This is a genomic window from Amycolatopsis sp. 195334CR, assembly GCF_017309385.1.
Classification (GTDB): domain Bacteria; phylum Actinomycetota; class Actinomycetes; order Mycobacteriales; family Pseudonocardiaceae; genus Amycolatopsis.
Window position 1 is genome coordinate 3059613 of the sequence record NZ_JAFJMJ010000002.1, and the last position, 15372, is coordinate 3074984.

Annotated in this window: 14 protein-coding genes and 1 pseudogene; 7 read left to right on the forward strand and 8 right to left on the reverse strand. The window is 73.0% G+C overall.

From position 1 onward, the window contains the following. The first annotated feature begins 58 nt into the window (after positions 1 to 58). Genes JYK18_RS37005 through JYK18_RS37020 form a run of 4 tightly spaced genes read left to right on the forward strand, consistent with a single transcriptional unit; the run spans position 59 to position 3852 of the window. Complete coding sequence (locus tag JYK18_RS37005) at positions 59 to 790, forward strand: TetR family transcriptional regulator (protein ID WP_206808053.1); 732 nt, start codon at positions 59 to 61, stop codon at positions 788 to 790. A 24-nt stretch (positions 791 to 814) separates the two neighbouring features. After that, positions 815 to 2302, forward strand: coding sequence for a class I adenylate-forming enzyme family protein (locus tag JYK18_RS37010; RefSeq protein WP_206808054.1), 1488 nt, complete (start codon positions 815 to 817; stop codon positions 2300 to 2302). Next, the gene (locus tag JYK18_RS37015; protein WP_206808055.1) at positions 2295 to 3092 is read left to right on the forward strand and encodes an SDR family NAD(P)-dependent oxidoreductase; all 798 of its coding nucleotides are present in this window, start codon (positions 2295 to 2297) and stop codon (positions 3090 to 3092) included. The genes JYK18_RS37010 and JYK18_RS37015 overlap by 8 nt, the downstream gene beginning before the upstream one ends. Further along, positions 3079 to 3852 (forward strand): crotonase/enoyl-CoA hydratase family protein, encoded by a 774-nt coding sequence (locus JYK18_RS37020; protein WP_307796217.1) that lies wholly within the window; start codon positions 3079 to 3081, stop codon positions 3850 to 3852. Before JYK18_RS37015 ends, JYK18_RS37020 begins: the two co-directional genes overlap by 14 nt. 4 nt (positions 3853 to 3856) lie before the next feature. On the opposite strand, the gene JYK18_RS37025 is transcribed toward JYK18_RS37020, so the two are convergent. Further along, positions 3857 to 4999: a helix-turn-helix domain-containing protein gene (locus tag JYK18_RS37025; protein WP_307796218.1), complete on the reverse strand. Its 1143-nt coding sequence runs from the start codon at positions 4997 to 4999 to the stop codon at positions 3857 to 3859. 128 nt (positions 5000 to 5127) lie between these two features. Here JYK18_RS37025 and JYK18_RS37030 point away from each other — a divergent pair. Continuing rightward, positions 5128 to 6923, forward strand: a pseudogene (locus JYK18_RS37030) (FAD-binding dehydrogenase). A 445-nt stretch (positions 6924 to 7368) separates the two neighbouring features. Next, complete coding sequence (locus JYK18_RS37035; RefSeq protein WP_206808056.1) at positions 7369 to 7728, forward strand: STAS domain-containing protein; 360 nt, start codon at positions 7369 to 7371, stop codon at positions 7726 to 7728. Here JYK18_RS37035 and JYK18_RS37040 read toward each other — a convergent pair. The 5 genes from JYK18_RS37040 to JYK18_RS37060 all read right to left on the reverse strand — a co-directional run bounded on the left by JYK18_RS37040 (position 7676) and on the right by JYK18_RS37060 (position 12521). Then, positions 7676 to 8989, reverse strand: coding sequence for a helix-turn-helix domain-containing protein (locus tag JYK18_RS37040; RefSeq protein ID WP_206808057.1), 1314 nt, complete (start codon positions 8987 to 8989; stop codon positions 7676 to 7678). The genes JYK18_RS37035 and JYK18_RS37040 overlap by 53 nt on opposite strands. A 66-nt stretch (positions 8990 to 9055) precedes the next feature. Next, complete coding sequence (locus JYK18_RS37045; RefSeq protein WP_206808058.1) at positions 9056 to 9460, reverse strand: STAS domain-containing protein; 405 nt, start codon at positions 9458 to 9460, stop codon at positions 9056 to 9058. A gap of 30 nt (positions 9461 to 9490) precedes the next feature. Further along, entirely contained in the window at positions 9491 to 9868 is a 378-nt protein-coding gene (locus tag JYK18_RS37050) for an STAS domain-containing protein (protein ID WP_206808059.1), read from the reverse strand. Then, on the reverse strand, positions 9865 to 10923 hold the full coding sequence (locus tag JYK18_RS37055; RefSeq protein ID WP_206808060.1) for a B12-binding domain-containing protein: 1059 nt from the start codon (positions 10921 to 10923) through the stop codon (positions 9865 to 9867). The genes JYK18_RS37050 and JYK18_RS37055 overlap by 4 nt, the downstream gene beginning before the upstream one ends. Beyond that, complete coding sequence (locus JYK18_RS37060) at positions 10920 to 12521, reverse strand: PP2C family protein-serine/threonine phosphatase (RefSeq protein WP_206808061.1); 1602 nt, start codon at positions 12519 to 12521, stop codon at positions 10920 to 10922. The genes JYK18_RS37055 and JYK18_RS37060 overlap by 4 nt, the downstream gene beginning before the upstream one ends. Before the next feature lie 183 nt (positions 12522 to 12704). Between JYK18_RS37060 and JYK18_RS37065 the strand changes: the two genes are divergently transcribed. Next, a complete protein-coding gene (locus JYK18_RS37065; RefSeq protein ID WP_206808062.1) occupies positions 12705 to 13265 on the forward strand; it encodes a helix-turn-helix transcriptional regulator in 561 nt (186 codons plus the stop codon). A gap of 205 nt (positions 13266 to 13470) precedes the next feature. Here the strand turns inward: JYK18_RS37065 and JYK18_RS37070 are convergent, their stop codons facing one another. Together JYK18_RS37070 and JYK18_RS37075 are read right to left on the reverse strand one after the other, a co-directional pair. After that, positions 13471 to 14646 (reverse strand): FAD-binding oxidoreductase, encoded by a 1176-nt coding sequence (locus JYK18_RS37070; RefSeq protein WP_206808063.1) that lies wholly within the window; start codon positions 14644 to 14646, stop codon positions 13471 to 13473. 23 nt (positions 14647 to 14669) lie between these two features. Next, a complete protein-coding gene (locus JYK18_RS37075; protein WP_206808064.1) occupies positions 14670 to 15371 on the reverse strand; it encodes a GntR family transcriptional regulator in 702 nt (233 codons plus the stop codon). Between the last annotated feature and the right edge of the window lies 1 nt (position 15372).

A 15372-nucleotide genomic window follows, 5' to 3' on the forward strand; every position in this document is an offset into this window, starting at 1 on the left:
GGGTCCTCCCTGCCGAACTTACTTGTTAACCGCTTAGTAAGTTAGTACGGTGAACCGCATGGCGTCCAGCGCGAAGAAGCAGCGCACCCAGGAGGAACGCCGGTCCTCCGCCGAACGGGCCATGCTCGCCGCCGCCGTCCGGCTGTTCAGCAAACGAGGTGTCGAGCAAACGTCGATGGCCGACATCGGCGAGGAAGCCGGGTACAGCCGCGGGCTGGCCAACCACCACTTCGGCTCGCGGGCGGAACTGGTCGACCGCCTCGCACGGCGGTCGCAGGCCGACTTCGTGACCAGCCTCGGTGACGCCGGCGGGAACGAACTCCGCGAGCTGGCCGACCGGTTCAGCGCGGGCGAGCACACCACCCAGGAACTCGTGGCCCGCCTGGATTCCCGGAAGCGGTCGCCGGTGCTGGAGGACGTGCGCGGCGCCGAACCGCGCGCGCTGGTGGCACTGGCCGACGCCTACCTCGCCACCATCGGCGGCGGTTCGGAGGCCGTGCGGGCGTTCCTCGTCATGTGGGGCGCGTCCTTCCCCGAGGAAACCGCGCTGCGCCTGGTTTTCGCGGCCAACGACGCCCGGTTCCGGTTCAGCGTCGAAGACCTGGTGCGGCTCGGGCAGCGGAACGGGACGATCGTCCCGGAGGCCGATCCGGCGGGCACCGCGACCGTCGTGGTCGGCCTGCTGCGCGGCATCTCGGCCCAGTACGCGGTCGACCCGGACGCCGTCGACCTCGCCGCGGCACGCCGCACCACCGCGCGCTTCCTGCGCGACACCCTGGCCCGCCCCTGACTCCCAGACGGCCCGGAGGCCCCGGTGGACGAACCCGGCAGCGGTACCCCGGAATTCTGGGCGCGGGAACGACCGGACGCCCCGGCCGTGGTCCACGGCGAGGAGGTGCTGACCTACGGCGAGTGGAACGCGCGGGCGGACCGCGTCGCCGAAGGCCTGGCCGCGCTCGGGCTCGGCGCGGGCGACCGGCTCGGCATGCGGTTCACCCTGTGCCCGGAATGGTTCGTGCTCCAGCGCGCGGTGCAGAAGCTCGGCGTGGCGCAGGTGGCGGTGAGCTGGAAGCTGACCGACGGCGAAGTGGCCCACATCCTCCGCGACAGCGAAGCGAAAGGCCTGGCGCACAACGACAACGCGGACGTCGTGGTCATCGTCGGGTCGGCGAGCTCGCGGTATGAGGACCTGCTGGCCACCCCGATCCGCACGCCCCGGTTCGGCCGACTCCGCCCGGAACTGGTGCTCTACACCTCCGGGACCACCGGCGCGCCACGCGGAGTCCCGCCACCGGGCAAGCCCGCCGACGAGTTGCGCGCCCGGCGGTACAACGCGTCCGTCCGCGGTATCCCGCCCTACCCCGACCACGCGATCACCCTGCTGGCGTTGCCGGTCCACCACGGCGCCGGTGTCGCGGCGGCGACCCGCACCTGCGCGGAAGGCGGCACGGTGGTCCTGCTGCCTTCCTATGACGCCGAGCGCGCGCTGGCGCTGATCGAACGGCATCGCGTGCAGATCTGGCCCACCGTGCCGACCATGCTGCTGCGCGTCCAGAAACTGCCCGAGCCGGTGTTCGCGCGGTACGACCTGTCCTCGCTCACCGCGGTGACCGTCGGCGCCGCGCCCGTTCCGCAGTCGCTGAAGGAGTGGATCACCGACCGGCTCGGTGGCGGCCTGCTGTGGGAGGGGTACGGCACCAGCGAAACCGGGATGATCTCCTACACCGCACCGGAATTCCAGCTGAGCAAACCGGGAACCAGCGGAATTCCCCATGACGGCGTCGAAATCGCCATCGTCGACGAGGACTGGAACCGCCTGCCCACCGGGCGGACCGGGGAGATCGCGGTCAGCACCCCGATCGTGCTTCGCGGGTACCTCGGCGACGAAGACCTCGGGAGGGACGCGGTCCGCGACGGCTTCTTCCGCACCGGCGACGCGGGCCACCTCGACGAAGACGGTTTCCTGTACCTCACCGACCGGGTCAAGGACATGATCGTCGCCGGTGGCGTCAACCTCTACCCGGCCGAGATCGAGAAGGCGCTGCTCGCCCACCCCGCCGTGCTCGACGCGGCGGTGATCGGTGTTCCCCATGACGACTTCGGCGAGCAGCCGATGGCGTTCCTGGTCGCCGACGGGCTCGCCGAGGCCGATCTGGAGACCTTTTTGGACAGTCGGCTGGCCGCGCACAAGCACCCGCGCCGGTACGCCTTCGTCGGTGCGCTCCCCCGCAACCCGATGGGCAAGGTGCTCAAGCACCGGCTCCGCGCCCCCTACTGGAAAGGACGTGAGCGCCGTGTCTGAAGGGCTCGCCCAGTTGCTGGACCTGACCGGCGAAGTGGCGCTGGTGACCGGCGCCGGTCAGGGCGTCGGCGCGACGATCGCGCGGTACCTGGCGGCACAGGGCGCCGCGGTCGCCGTCAACGACTACCGCGCCGAACGGGCCGAAGCCGTCACCGACGAGATCCGCGGGGCCGGCGGCACCGCCATCGCCGTGCAGGCCGATGTCACCGACTATGCCGCCGTCGGGGCCGCGGTCGAGCGGGTGACCGCCGAACTCGGTCCGGCGAGCATCCTGGTCAACAACGCCGGGAACGCCGGGGCGAACCCGAGAGCGGCCGCGCGCGGGCCGTTCTGGGAGAGCGAACCCGCCGACTGGGAACCGTTCCTGGCGGTCAACCTGCACGGGGTGCTGGCGTGCTGCCGCGCGGTCATCCCCGGCATGCTCCACTTGGGACACGGCAGGCTGATCACCGTGATCAGCGACGCCGGGCGCGTCGGCGAAGCGGGCATGGAGGCCTACTCCGCCGCCAAAGCCGGTGCCGCCGGGCTGATGCGCGCGCTCGCCCGCAGCCTCGGACGGCACCAGGTCACCGCGAACTGCGTGGCGATCGGCCTCACCGACACACCCACGCTGGCGGGGGTCACCGGCAACCCGGAGCTGACCCGCAAGGTGCTGTCGAACTACCTCATCCGCCGGGTCGGCCGTCCCAGCGACGCCGCCGCCGTGGTGACGCTGCTGGCGTCGGCGGCGGGCAGCTGGATCACCGGCCAGACCTACCCCGTGAACGGAGGCTTCAGTGTCAGCCGATGACCCCATCCGCACCGAGCACCACGGCGACCACGTGCTGATCATCCGGATCGACCGGCCGCGCCGCCGCAACGCCTTCGACGGCGCCACCGCGCACGCGCTCGAAGCCGCGATCGACGCCTACGAGAACGACGACCGGCTCCGCTGCGCCGTCCTCACCGGCTCCGACGTGGTGTTCTCCGCCGGGCAGGACCTCATCGCCGCCGCCCGCGGTGACCTGGCCACGACCGGGCGCCGCGGTGGGTTCGGCATCATGGCCCGGCCACCGGACAAGCCGATCATCGCCGCGGTCGAGGGCCACGCGCTGGCCGGTGGCCTGGAGCTGTGCCTGGCCTGCGATCTCGTGGTGTCCTCGCGCACCGCGACGATGGGCCTGCCCGAGGCCGCCAAGTCGCTGGTCGCGCTCGGCGGCGGCCTGTTCCGGCTCCCCCGGCGGATCCCGTACCACCTGGCCATGGAACTCGCGCTCACCGGGAAGGCCTGGCCCGCCACCCGGTTCGCCGAACTCGGCCTGGTCAACAGGCTGACCGAACCGGGGCAGGCGCTGGCGGGCGCGCTGGAACTGGCGGAGGAGGTGCTGGCGGCCGCGCCGCTGGCGGTCCGGGCGAGCAAGCAGATCGTCCGGCACGCCTACGACTGGTCCGACGAGGAAGCCTGGAAGAAGCAGCGGGATCCCGCCGGGCCGGTGCTCGCCTCCGAGGACCTGCAGGAGGGATTGCGGGCGTTCGCCGAGAAGCGGCCCGCCGTCTGGAAGGGACGGTGAGCGCTCAGCGCGACTGGAGCCACGTGCGCAGCGCCCACCACGTCTGCATCGCGGTCACCACGTAGGGGTGGGACCGGTCGTTGACGTCGATGCCGACGAGTTCGTTCAGCCGGTCCAGGCGGTAGCGAACGGTGTTGGCGTGGATGTGCAGCGCCTTGGCGGTCGCGTTGATCACGCAACCGTGGTCCAGGAAGGCCACCGCCGTGGCGGCGATCTCCTGGTGGAACTCGTTGGCGGGGTCCAGTGGTGCCAGCAGTTCGCCGGCGAGCGTGCGGGCCAGTGCCGGGTGCGCGGCCAGCGCGGTTTCGGCGGCGAGCCCGACGAGCGGCTGGACTCCGGCGAGCCCGCGTTCGGAAGCGACGGCGAGTGCCTGGCTGCACAAGGGATACGTATCGCGCAACGCCAGCAGCGGCCGGGCGGGCGAAGTCACCACCACCGGCGCGTCCCCGGGCAGCGCCGGGTTGTGCGGCGCGACACCGGTCAGCGTTCCTTCCACGAAGCCGTACACCCCGCCGAAGGGCGCGAGCTGCTGTTCCAGCGACCTGGCGTCACGCGGATCGGTCACCGCGGAAACCACGCAGTGGTACCGGCGTTCGGGGGTCAGCCCGGCCCGGCCGAGCGCTTCGGCGTCCGGCAGCCGTTCGCCGGGGAGCAGCAGTTGGCGCAGCACCTGCGTGCTGAGATCCCTTGCCGTGCGGGAGAGTTCGAGTTCGGCGGTGTGGTAGCCGCTGACGATCTGGCGCTGCACCGCGCCGACGTAGTGGTCCAGGTCGACGATGAACTCCAGGATCGTGGCCTCGTCGACCCCCGCCGCGCGGGCGGCGTCCACCCCGGCGCGGGTGACCTCGGCCCGGCCCGCGTGCACCCCGCGCAGCAGGTCGATGATCGGCACGCCTTGGGCGGCGCGGTCGGCACCGAGGGCGAAGGCCGCCGAGAAGTCACCGGCCTCGTGCTCGTCCCCGCGTTCGAGGTGGGCCACGGCCTCGGTGAGCAGGGTGGCGATGTGCCTGCGGTTCTCCGCGGCGGGCAGCCGCGCCACCTCGGGTGAGCTGCGGCGGGCGGCCTCGACCGCCCGGCCGAGCACGGCCGGATCGCTCGCCAGCGCCCGCACCACGTGCAGCGCGATGGCGGTGGTCCGCTCGTCCACGCCCCACCTCCGCCGTTGTGGACCGGCCACAGCGGCGGCGGTCGAGTTTGGCGGTTCGAGCCTATGTTCGCTGCCCACAGACTGGTTCCCTGTCCCTACTGGACGGTAACAGGGCGGAGGACCCGACGATGAGTTCCCCCAGCAACCGCAACCTCAGCCGGCGCGGGCTCCTGACCGGTGGCGGGGCGCTCGCCGCGGGCACGGCGCTGAGCGGTCTCGGCTTCGGTTCGACCGCCTACGCGGCCGGGGCGGCACCGGACGCGGACGCGATCGTGGTCGGCGCGGGACTGGCCGGGCTGGTGGCGGCCTCGGAGCTGGCCGCGGCCGGGCGGCGGGTGCTGCTGGTCGACCAGGAGCCGGAGGCCAGCCTCGGCGGGCAGGCGTTCTGGTCGCTGGGCGGGTTGTTCTTCATCAACTCCGACGAGCAGCGGACCGCCGGGATCAGGGACTCGTTCGAACTGGCGTGGGCCGACTGGTTCAACAACGCCGGGTTCGACCGCGGCATCGACAACCCGCTCGGCGAGGACTACTGGGCCTCGCGCTGGGCGGAGGCCTACCTGCACTTCGCCGCCGAGGAGAAGCGCAAGTGGCTCTACGGCCTCGGCATGCGGTGGGTGCCGATCGTCGGCTGGGCCGAGCGCGGCGGTCAGCTCGCCGACGGTCCCGGCAACTCCGTGCCCCGGTTCCACCTGACGCTGGGCACCGGTCCGGGGGTGATGGAGCCGTTCGAGAAGAAGGTCCGCGAGGCGGCCGCGCAGGGCAAGATCGTCTTCAAGTTCCGCCACCAGGTCGACGCCCTGATCACCAGCAACGGCGCGGTCACCGGGGTGCGCGGCAGCCTGCTCGAACCGAGCGGCGCGGCCCGTGGCACGCTTAGCTCGCGCACCAAGGTCGGCGAGTTCGAGCTGTCCGCGCCGATGGTGCTGGTGACCTCCGGCGGGATCGGCGGCAACCAGGACCTCGTCCGGCGGAACTGGCCCGCCCGGCTGGGTGAACCGCCCGCCCGGATGATCACCGGGGTGCCCGCGCACGTGGACGGGCGCATGCTCGCCATCAGCGAGATGGCCGGGGCGCGGCTGGTCAACCGCGACCGCATGTGGCACTACACCGAGGGCATGGCGAACCACAGTCCGATCTGGCCGGACCACGGGATCCGCGTGCTGGCCGCGCCGTCGTCGCTGTGGCTCGACGCCACCGGCAAGCGGTTCCCGAACCCGGGTGTGCCCAGCTACGACACCCTCGGCACGCTGGAGCTGATCATGCGTTCCGGGCACGACTACTCGTGGTTCCTGCTGAACAAGCGGATCATCGACAAGGAGTTCGTGCTGTCGGGTTCCGAGCAGAACCCGGAGCTGACCCGCAAAGACCTGCTCGGGTACCTGGCCAGCCGGTTGTTCAACGACACGCCGCCGCCGGTCAAGGCGTTCATGGACAAGGGCGAGGACTTCGTCATCTCGGACAACCTCCCGATCTGGTGGCCGGGATGAACCAGCTCGCCGGGAACGACCTGGTGCAGCTGGACGTGCTGCGCGCGCAGGTGACCGCGCGGGATCTGCAGGTGGACCACAAGTTCACCAAGGACGGCCAGCTCATGGGCATCCGGAACTCGCTGGACTACGTTGGGGACAGCCTGGCCAGGACGGTGCCGCTGCACAAGATCCTGGACCCGGCGGCGGGGCCGCTGATCGCCATCCGGATGAACATCCTGACCAGGAAGACGCTCGGGGGCCTGCAGACCGACCTCGCCGGGCGGGTGCTGAACGCCGGGGGCCAGCCCATCACCGGCCTCTACGCGGCGGGGGAGGTCGCCGGGTTCGGGGGTGGCGGGGTGCACGGGTACCGGGCGCTCGAAGGCACCTTCCTGGGCGGCTGCCTCTTCTCGGGCCGGGAAGCGGGCCGGGCGGCCGCCGCCGAAAGCGCCTGACCGGCTTGGCGGCATTCCCGGCGGCTTCCGCAGTCACCTTCCCGACACGCTTGTCATGGCGAGCCGCCCAGCGTGGTTGCCGCGGCGACTCGCCCGGCGGTCGACACGGCGAGTCGCCAGCAGGCTGCCCGCAGCAGTCTCCCCGGCATGCTCGCCGCGGCAGCTCACCCGGCATGTCTGCCGAGCGAGCTGCCCAGTCCGCTCGCCACACCAGCTCGCCCAGCAAGCTTGCCGCGGCAGGCAGCCCGGGCGCCCACAGCAGCCTGCCCGGCACGCTCGCCGCGGCAGCTCACCCGGCATGCCTGCCGAGCAGCCTGCCCAGCGTGCTGGCCACGGCGGCCGTCCACCTCGGCTACCGGCCGCGGCTTCCCGCCGGGCGCACACCGCACGGCAACTGTGCGCCCGCGGGGAGGCCGCCCGCCCGCCCCGGCGGGATGCTGGACCCATGGTGGACGGGATCGCTTTCTCCTGGGAGCTCCGGCCGCGGACGGCGGTCGTGGCGCTGTCCGGCGAGCTGGACGTGATGACGGCCCCCGAACTGCCGTCCGGGCTGCAACCGCTCCTGCAGGACCCGCCGCCGGTTCAGCTGGTCGTGCTGGACCTCAGCCGGCTCGCGTTCCTCGGTTGGGCCGGGGTGCGCGCGCTGGCCGCCGTGGTGCGCGACCTGCGGGACCGCGACGTCACGGCCTGCTTCGTGTCCCCCCGCGGTACCGCGGTCTCCCGGACGCTGGACCTCGCCGGCACCGCGGAGTTCATCGATGTGTTCCGGTCGCGTCAGGATGCCCTTGTGCATCACGTCGCATAGCCGTCCGGTCCTGCAGCGCCGCGCTGGGCGACTGCCCGTAGGCGGCCCGGTAGTCGGTGGCAAAGCGCCCGGGGTGCGGGAACCGCCACCGCAGCGCGATCGCGGTGACCGTGTCCAGCGCCGGGTCCGCGGCCAGCAGCTCACCGCGCGCCCCGGCCAGCCGGAACTGCCGCAGGTACGCCATCGGCGTGGTGTCCAGGTGCCTGCGGAAGGCCAGCTGCAGCGCGCGGACGCTGACCTGCCCGGCCCCGGCGATCTCGGCCGGGCCGATGTCCGCCGCGGCGTTGCGCTCGATGAACGCGATCGCACCGGCCAGCGGCGAATCCGGCCCCGCCACCACCGTGTGCGGGAAGGTGTCGAGCACGGTCGCGGCGAGCAGCCGGGCGGCGCTGGTGAGCACGCGGCTGCTGCGCGACGCGCCGAGCACGTGCTCGGCCAGGTGGTCCACGGTGGCCCCGAGGTGACGCCCGGCCGCGGCGCTGACCGGCAGGTGGCCGGTGAACCCGAGCGGCTCCCCGGCCAGCACCGCGGCGAACACCGCCGGGTGCACCCGGATCAGCTGCAGCCGCGTCCCCGCCTTGCTCACCGTGCCCGCCGGGTCCGGATGGGCGAACAGCACGAACTCCCCCGCCGCGACCACGCTCGGGACACCGTCGCCGGTGCGGACCAGCTCGCCGTCGAGCACCCGGCACACCAGCGGCCGGCTCAGCGGGGTCGGGCTGTGGTCCACCGCCATCGAGTGCTCCAACTCGGCGATGGCGAACGCCCCGGCGTCACGCACGGTGTGGTGGACCCGGAAGCCCTCTTCCGCCCCCTGGGTGAACATGGTGTTGTCGGCGTAGGCCTCGGCCAGGAAGTGCCTCCCGGCCCGCGCGCTCGTGGTGCCGAACGCGACCGGGGCGGTGCTTTCCCCGGCCAGTGCCGCGTCGGAGACCGTGCTGTGCAGCGTCACCCCGGTCCCGCTGCGGGTGCCGATCCGGGCCAGGTGCAGCGCGTGCCCGGCACCAGCGCCGGTCACCAGGCGCAGCCGGCGGCCGGTGCCCGCCAGCCCGTCCCCGAAGTTGCCCAGCAGCACCGCCGGGCCGGCCCCGATCCGGCGCACCTCCGCCAGATCGACGATCACCTCGTCGGCCCCCGTGCCGGACAGCAGGTCGAGCCAGCCAGCGAAATCGGGGCCGTCGGCGCGGTCGATGTCGCCGGTCAGCACCAGGACCTTCCGGTCGAACCCCGCGGTGAACGGGTGTGCGCGGTACCCGGTCATGGCCGCCTCCCTGGAGTCGTCCAGGTTACGCCGACAGTGTGGCCGCCCGCGACGACGGCGTCGCGGTCAGCGCGCCCGGACCAGCTTCACCGCTTCGGCCAGGCTGCCGGTGATCGGCAGCGCCTCGCCCAGGTTCAGCACGGTGATCGGCCGGACGACCGCGGGTGAGACGGCCACCAGTGCGAACCGCGCCCCGGCCGCGCGAATCCGGGCCGCGGCGCGAAGCAAGGCGTTGAGGCAGCTGGAATCGCAGAAGCTCACCGTGGTCATGTCCACCACCAGGCCGTCACCGGCGTCGTCGAGCGCTTCGCCGAGCACGTGCTCGAGGCCCTCCACGGCGGCCAGGTCCAGTTCCCCGGCGAGTGAGAGGAGCGCGACCCCGTCGCGGTTCCCCGGCGCGGCCGACCACAGCGGGCGTCCGCTTTCCCACCGTCCCGCGCTGTCTCCGGGCGCACTGGACTCGGCTGACATAGGTGCTCCTTCTTGTGTTCGGCGGGCAGCTCAGCTGTCGCCCCGTTGCTCCTGCTCGACCGAAGCCACGGTCCGCTCACCGGTGAGGTAGTGCCGGGTGCCGGTCACCTCGAGCAGCCGCTCCAGCGCGGCACCGCGGTGGTCCAGGTGCAGTACCACCCCGGCGGCCTCGGTGTGCCTGCGGATCATCAGCAGCGCCGACAACCCGCCCGAGTCGCACAGGCCGAGCGCGCCGCAGTCCAGCCGCAGCGTCCGCAGGTCCGGCGTGCCGGCCAGCCGCGTCCTGATCAGCTCGGCGAACTCCGTCGAGCACGAATAGTCGAGGTCGCCGTCGAGCCGCAGCACCGCGGTCCGCTCCTCCGGCGTGCTCCAGGTGCAGGTGAGCGTGTTCAGCGAAACGGTCGTCATGCGGTCTTCCCCAGGTGGTCGTGCGCGCGGGCGAGCAGCGGGGCGGCCCGGGTGAAGTCGCGCAGTTCGGTGGTGAGCAGGTCCAGAGCGGGCAGCAGGGTCGCGGCGGGCACCCCGCGCACGGCGAGGATCTCGGCGGTCCAGGTCAGGAAGCCGAGGAACAGCTCGTCGTCCCCGGTGTAGAGCGAGGTGGCCAGGAAGTCGACGATGTGCGCGAGGTCCTCGGCGGTGTGCTGCCGCTGCAGGTCGGTGTACTCGCGCATCGCGGGCACCCGCCCCTCCAGCCCGGCGTAGACGGCCTTGACCAGTTCCGGCGCGGTCCGCACGACCATCGTGTACTCCTGGTCGGCCAGGTGCGGCAGATCGTCGAGCACCTCGTGGCCGCGGCGCGGCATGGGCAGCGGCGAGCCGGCGAGGCGGTCGGCCGCGGCCCGGGCGTCGGGCGCCCAGGCGTCCGCGCCGAGCAGCCGCGCGTACCGGCCCTCCGGCCCGAAGGCGGCCCCGCCGGCGATCACCGGCACCCCGGCGGCCTGGCAGGCGGTGATGGTGGCGTGCGCGGTGGGCAGCCGGGTGGCGATCGAACCGGACAGCGCCACCGCGTCCGGCCCGGTCTGGTGCAGGTGGGTGATCAGGTGCGGGGTGGGCACCTGGGCCCCGAGGTAGTCCACCGCGAACCCGCGCAGCTTCAGCGTCTCGGCCAGCAGCCGGGCGGGCAGCGCGTGCCATTCGCCGTCGACGCAGGCCACGGTGATCCGGCCGAGCACCGGGCGCGAGCGCGGCCGCGACTGCACCGCGGCGGCGATCACCCGCTCGTTGATCGCGGTGGCCGCGTGCTCCTGCGCCACGCTCAGCCGGTTGGCCGCCCATTCCTGGCCGACCCGGCGCTGCACCACGCCGACCACGTCGAGCAGGGTCTCTTCCAGGTCAAGGCCGGCGTCGAGCGCGGCGAGGGCGGCTTCGACCGCGGCCTGCTCGTCGCACGCGGTCACCGCGTCCCAGAGCCGGGCGACGGCCAGCTCGCGGTGCCCGTTCGCGTTGCACGTGGGGGTGCTCATGCGGTGTACCTGCCTCGCCCGTGCCCGCCGACCGCCGTCAGGTGCTGCCCGCGGGGCGCGGTGATGACGAGCACCGCCATGTCGTCGTGCGCGTTGCGGCCCGCCCATTCCGCGGCGAGCATCCGCACGCGTTCGGCCACCGCCTCGGCGGGCATGCCCGCGCATTCGGACAGCGTCCGGTGCAGCCGCTCCTCGCCGAACATGGTCTCCCCCAGCGGGCCGCCCTTGGCCTCGGTGATGCCGTCGGTGAACAGCAGGCAGCTCTCACCGGGCGCCAGGGTCAGCTCGGCGGTGACCGACTCGAGTTCCGGCAGTACCCCGATCACCGTGCCCATCGTGGGCACCTCCTCCACCTGTCCCGTGGTCCGCACCACCAGCGGCGCCGGGTGCCCGGCACTGGTCACGCGCAGCCGGACGCCGGGGCCGTCGCGGACCACCGAGGCCAGCACGAGGGTGACGAACCGGGTGTCGCGGTTGTTCAGCAACGCGCCGTTGAGCAGGGTGAGCATCCGCCGGTGGTCCTCGGCGAGCGGCAGCAGCGCCTGCAGCGTGTTGCGGACCTTGCCGGTCAGCACCGCCGCTTCCAGGCCCTTGCCGCAGACGTCGCCGAGCACGGCCAGCGACTCCTCGCCCTCACCGGCGGCCGGGTGCACGTCGTAGAAGTCGCCGCCGATGCGCTCGTGGTCCCGCGCGGCGCGGTACCCGCCGGCGAACTCCACCCCGGCCACCTGGTGCACCACCGGCGGCAGCAGGTCGCGCATCAGCGTCTCGGTGATCGAGGTCTGCTCGGCGAACAGCCGGGCGGCCGACATCGCCGCCCCGGCCCGTGCGGCGAACAGCCGGGCGAAGATTTCCTCGGAGTCCGAGAACCCCTGGTGCTCGCGGCGGCGCACCAGGATCAGCGCACCGGCGGGCACGCCCTGGCCCGGCAGCGGGGTGACCACGATCGAGCCGATCTCGTCCACCCCCTCCGGGCGCAGCCAGTCCGGCGCCGACCGCGGGTCGATCCACCGCGAGGGCACGGGCGGGAAACCCTGCAGCGCCTCGCTCAGTCCGGGCACCTCGTCGGGGTTGACCATCAGCTCGGAGTGCTCGGCCTTACCGCCGCGCACGCAGCTCACCACCGGGAACCGGCGCTTCGCCGCCGGGGCGATCACCATCGCGGCGTCGGCGAGGTACCGCGCGGTCAGCTCCGCGGTGACCGCCATGCAGCGCTTGAGGTTGAGCGAGGAAAGCAACGCGTTCGACGCCTCGCTGAGGAAGGCAGCGCGTTCGCGTTCGAGCCGGAGCTCGTCGCGGACCAGCCGGACGTCGGTGTCCTCGACCAGCCACCAGCTCACCCGGTCGTCCCCGACGCGGACCGCGTGCGCGGTGTACCCCTGCCCACCCACCGGCCCGGACACCGCGGGCCCGGCCGGATCCGCCTCGGCGAGCCATTGCGGCAACCCGGTTCCCGCACGCGAGAACAGCAGTTCCGCCGCTTCGTTCATGCCGTCGAGCCGCCCGTCGGCCGTGGTCAGCACGGCCGGGTAGGGCGCGGCGACCCACGCCAGTTCGGGGTACGGCGCTCTCGCGACGGGGGACTCCTGCTTCTCCATCAGTCGGGGTACGCGCGGCGCACCCGTCACCTCACACCTCTGCTCGATTCGACGCCCCGGCTCGAGCGTTCCGCACCCGCGGACCGGACGCAACCCGGCGGTCAGCCCAGCGTAACCGTGCGGTGGTGGGACCAGCTCGGCCAACCCCCGTCCGGCTTGCCGGTGGCGCATATCATCTTGCCCATGACGCACAGCGACAGCGAGCTGGACGGCCTCGTGCGCCAGCGGATCCGCGCCCTGCGGGTGGCGCAGGGCTGGTCGCTGGACGAGCTGGCCGCCCGCGCGGGGCTCAGCCCGTCCTCGCTCAGCCGGATCGAGACCGGGCGGCGGCGCCTGGCCCTCGACCAGCTCGTCACCCTGGCCCGTGCCCTGGACACCTCACTGGACCAGCTGGTCGAGACCGATACGGAGGACGTGGTCTCCTCCCCCGCGATCGACGCGCCCCGCGGGCTGATGCGGTGGCCGATCAAGGCCGATCCCGGGATGACCGTGGTGCGCCAGCGCATGACGAGCCCGCCGCCGGACCAGCCTTCGCGGCTGCGCGCGCATCCCGGCCGCGAGTGGCTCGTGGTGCTGTCCGGCACCGCGGTGCTGCTACTGGGCGGCCGGCGGCTGCGGGTGGAGACCAACCAGGCCGCCGAGTTCCCGACCATGCTCCCGCACGCGATCGGGGCCGAGGGTGGCCCCTGCGAGATCCTCGGCATCTTCGACCGGGACGCCCGCCGCGGCCACCGCGGCGATTAGGGACTTTGCGCGCTCGTGCGTTCGCGCGCCCTTCACCGTGATGAGCTGGCCCGTTTCCGGCAGGGTGCCGTCGAGTGCTGGCAGAACGGGACCGGCGGCTCCCACGATTCCGGCCGGGTTCCCGACGAGCCGGGGCAGTTCGTTCCCGGCTCGTTCGTGGGGGCCGACGACGCGGGACAAGCAGGCCGCACGGACGTTGCCGGCACTACTGCTCACCCAGCTTGACCGGCCGGCCGACGGCCGGGAGATCAGCCCGCCGCACGCCGGTGAGTCGGCTGGGGCGGAAGGGTTCCAGTAGTTCCTGCGCTTCACCGGTGAGGATTTCGGTGGCGACCAGCCGGCCCAGCAGCGGCGCCAGGGTGATGCCCCCGTGCGAGGCCAGGCAGTAGGTCCGCGGGTGCTCCGGCGGGTAACCCGCGATGGGGTGACCGTCGGCGGGCAGGGCGCGGAAACCCACCCGGAAGTCGATTTCCGGGGCCTGTCCGGGATCGGGCAGCAACGCGGTGAGCCGCCGGGTGATCGTGGTGGCGATCTCGCCGCCGGGAGCGGGCGGCCGGGCCGGGTCGACCTCCGGGTTCAGGTCGAGTGCCTGCACCACGGCGGGCAGGCCCGCGCCGGGCCGCAGGTTCAGGCCCGGGGTGTGGACCACGCAGCCGAGGTCGAGCGCGCGGACGTACCCGAGCAGGCCGACGAGCGGGGATCCGCGGCCGGTGTCGGTGATCATCGGGAGGTCGATGCCGGAGTGGGCGGCGAGGTCGCCGGTCCACCGCCCGGTGGCCAGCACCACCTGGTCGGCGGTGTGCACGGTGCCGTCGGCCAGCGTGACCGACGCACCGTCGGACGGCGTGACCGAAGCACCGTCGCTTGTGGACACCACCTCCCCGATCGACAGCACCGCGCCGTGCCGGACCGCGTCGGCCAGCAGGTTCTGCACCAGGCGGTCCGGGCGGACGTAGCCCTCGGCGGGGAAGTGCGCGATCGCCGTGGTTTCCTCGGGGATCCGGAGCCCGCGCACCAGGGGCGCCGCCTCCGCCCGGGTCACCCAGCGCGCCGGATATCCCAGCCCCCGCAAGCGTTCCACGTTCTCCGCCAGCCACGGCTCGCTGTCGGCGTCGGCGAACTGCACGCCGCCACTGCGGAAGTACGCGGGTTCGCCGGGCAATTCCCGGGCGAGTTCCTCGTGCTCGGCCATGCCCGCCAGGTTCAGCCGGTAGTAGTCCGGATCCGGTTTGCGGTTGGCGTTGGTCCAGGCGAAGGTGGTCGAACTGGTACCGGCGCCCGGCCCCCGGCGGTCCAGCAGGAGGACTTCCGCACCGGCCAGGGTCAGCGAGCGCGCGACGCCGGTGCCGAGCACCCCGGCCCCGACCACGATGACCTTCATCGGAGCTCCTTTCGAAGTGGTGGCTACGCGGGGAACTCGACGAAGAACTCGGCGGTACCCGGGCGGATCAGGGCGGTGACCACCTCGATCGCGGTCCCGTCGGGCGCACGCAGTTCGCGGCGCCGCCGCAGCGTCGGTGTCCCGGCCTCGCTGTGGAGCAGTTCGGCGTCGTGCTCGTCGAGCACCACGGGGTCCAGGTAGACCCGGATGCGGTCGAGCGCCACCCCGCGGTCACGCAGGTACGGCAGCGAGACGAGGTCCGCGAGGTCCTCGTTCAACAGCTCGGGCGCAGCGGAGAACAACACGACGTGCCGCTCGATGGTGCGCGGCTGGTCCTGGAGGTCCAGCTTGCGCCGCACCAGTTCCACCACCGCGGTGTCCGCGTCGGCCCCGGGCAGGGCGAGCACGGCGTCCCCGGACCGGACGATCCGGGCCGAGAGGACCTCGTGCCGCCCCGGCACGCCCTTGACGTGCGTTTCCGGCGAGGCGTAGCTGAGCAGGTTGATCTGCCGGCGCACGTCCGCGACGAACGTGCCCTGGCGCCGCCGCCGCACGGCCAGCCCCGCGTCGGCCAGGTCGTTGAGCACCCGCTGAGCCGTCGCGCGGCTGACCCCGTACTGCTCGCACAACTCCATCTCGGTCGGCAGCTTCGCGCCCGGAGCCAGCTTGCCCGCGTGGATCCGGTCCTCGAACTCCCGCCTGATCGTCTCGTGCAGCGTCGGCATT

Excerpts from the sequence above, each read along its gene's own strand:
- JYK18_RS37005 (WP_206808053.1), top strand. The coding sequence starts at position 59 with ATGGCGTCCAGCGCGAAGAAGCAGCGCACCCAGGAGGAACGCCGGTCC.
- JYK18_RS37035 (WP_206808056.1), top strand. The coding sequence starts at position 7,369 with ATGGTGGACGGGATCGCTTTCTCCTGGGAGCTCCGGCCGCGGACGGCG.
- JYK18_RS37040 (WP_206808057.1), bottom strand. The coding sequence starts at position 8,989 with ATGACCGGGTACCGCGCACACCCGTTCACCGCGGGGTTCGACCGGAAG.
- JYK18_RS37045 (WP_206808058.1), bottom strand. The coding sequence starts at position 9,460 with ATGTCAGCCGAGTCCAGTGCGCCCGGAGACAGCGCGGGACGGTGGGAA.
- JYK18_RS37050 (WP_206808059.1), bottom strand. The coding sequence starts at position 9,868 with ATGACGACCGTTTCGCTGAACACGCTCACCTGCACCTGGAGCACGCCG.
- JYK18_RS37055 (WP_206808060.1), bottom strand. The coding sequence starts at position 10,923 with ATGAGCACCCCCACGTGCAACGCGAACGGGCACCGCGAGCTGGCCGTC.
- JYK18_RS37060 (WP_206808061.1), bottom strand. The coding sequence starts at position 12,521 with ATGGAGAAGCAGGAGTCCCCCGTCGCGAGAGCGCCGTACCCCGAACTG.
- JYK18_RS37065 (WP_206808062.1), top strand. The coding sequence starts at position 12,705 with ATGACGCACAGCGACAGCGAGCTGGACGGCCTCGTGCGCCAGCGGATC.
- JYK18_RS37070 (WP_206808063.1), bottom strand. The coding sequence starts at position 14,646 with ATGAAGGTCATCGTGGTCGGGGCCGGGGTGCTCGGCACCGGCGTCGCG.
- JYK18_RS37075 (WP_206808064.1), bottom strand. The coding sequence starts at position 15,371 with ATGCCGACGCTGCACGAGACGATCAGGCGGGAGTTCGAGGACCGGATC.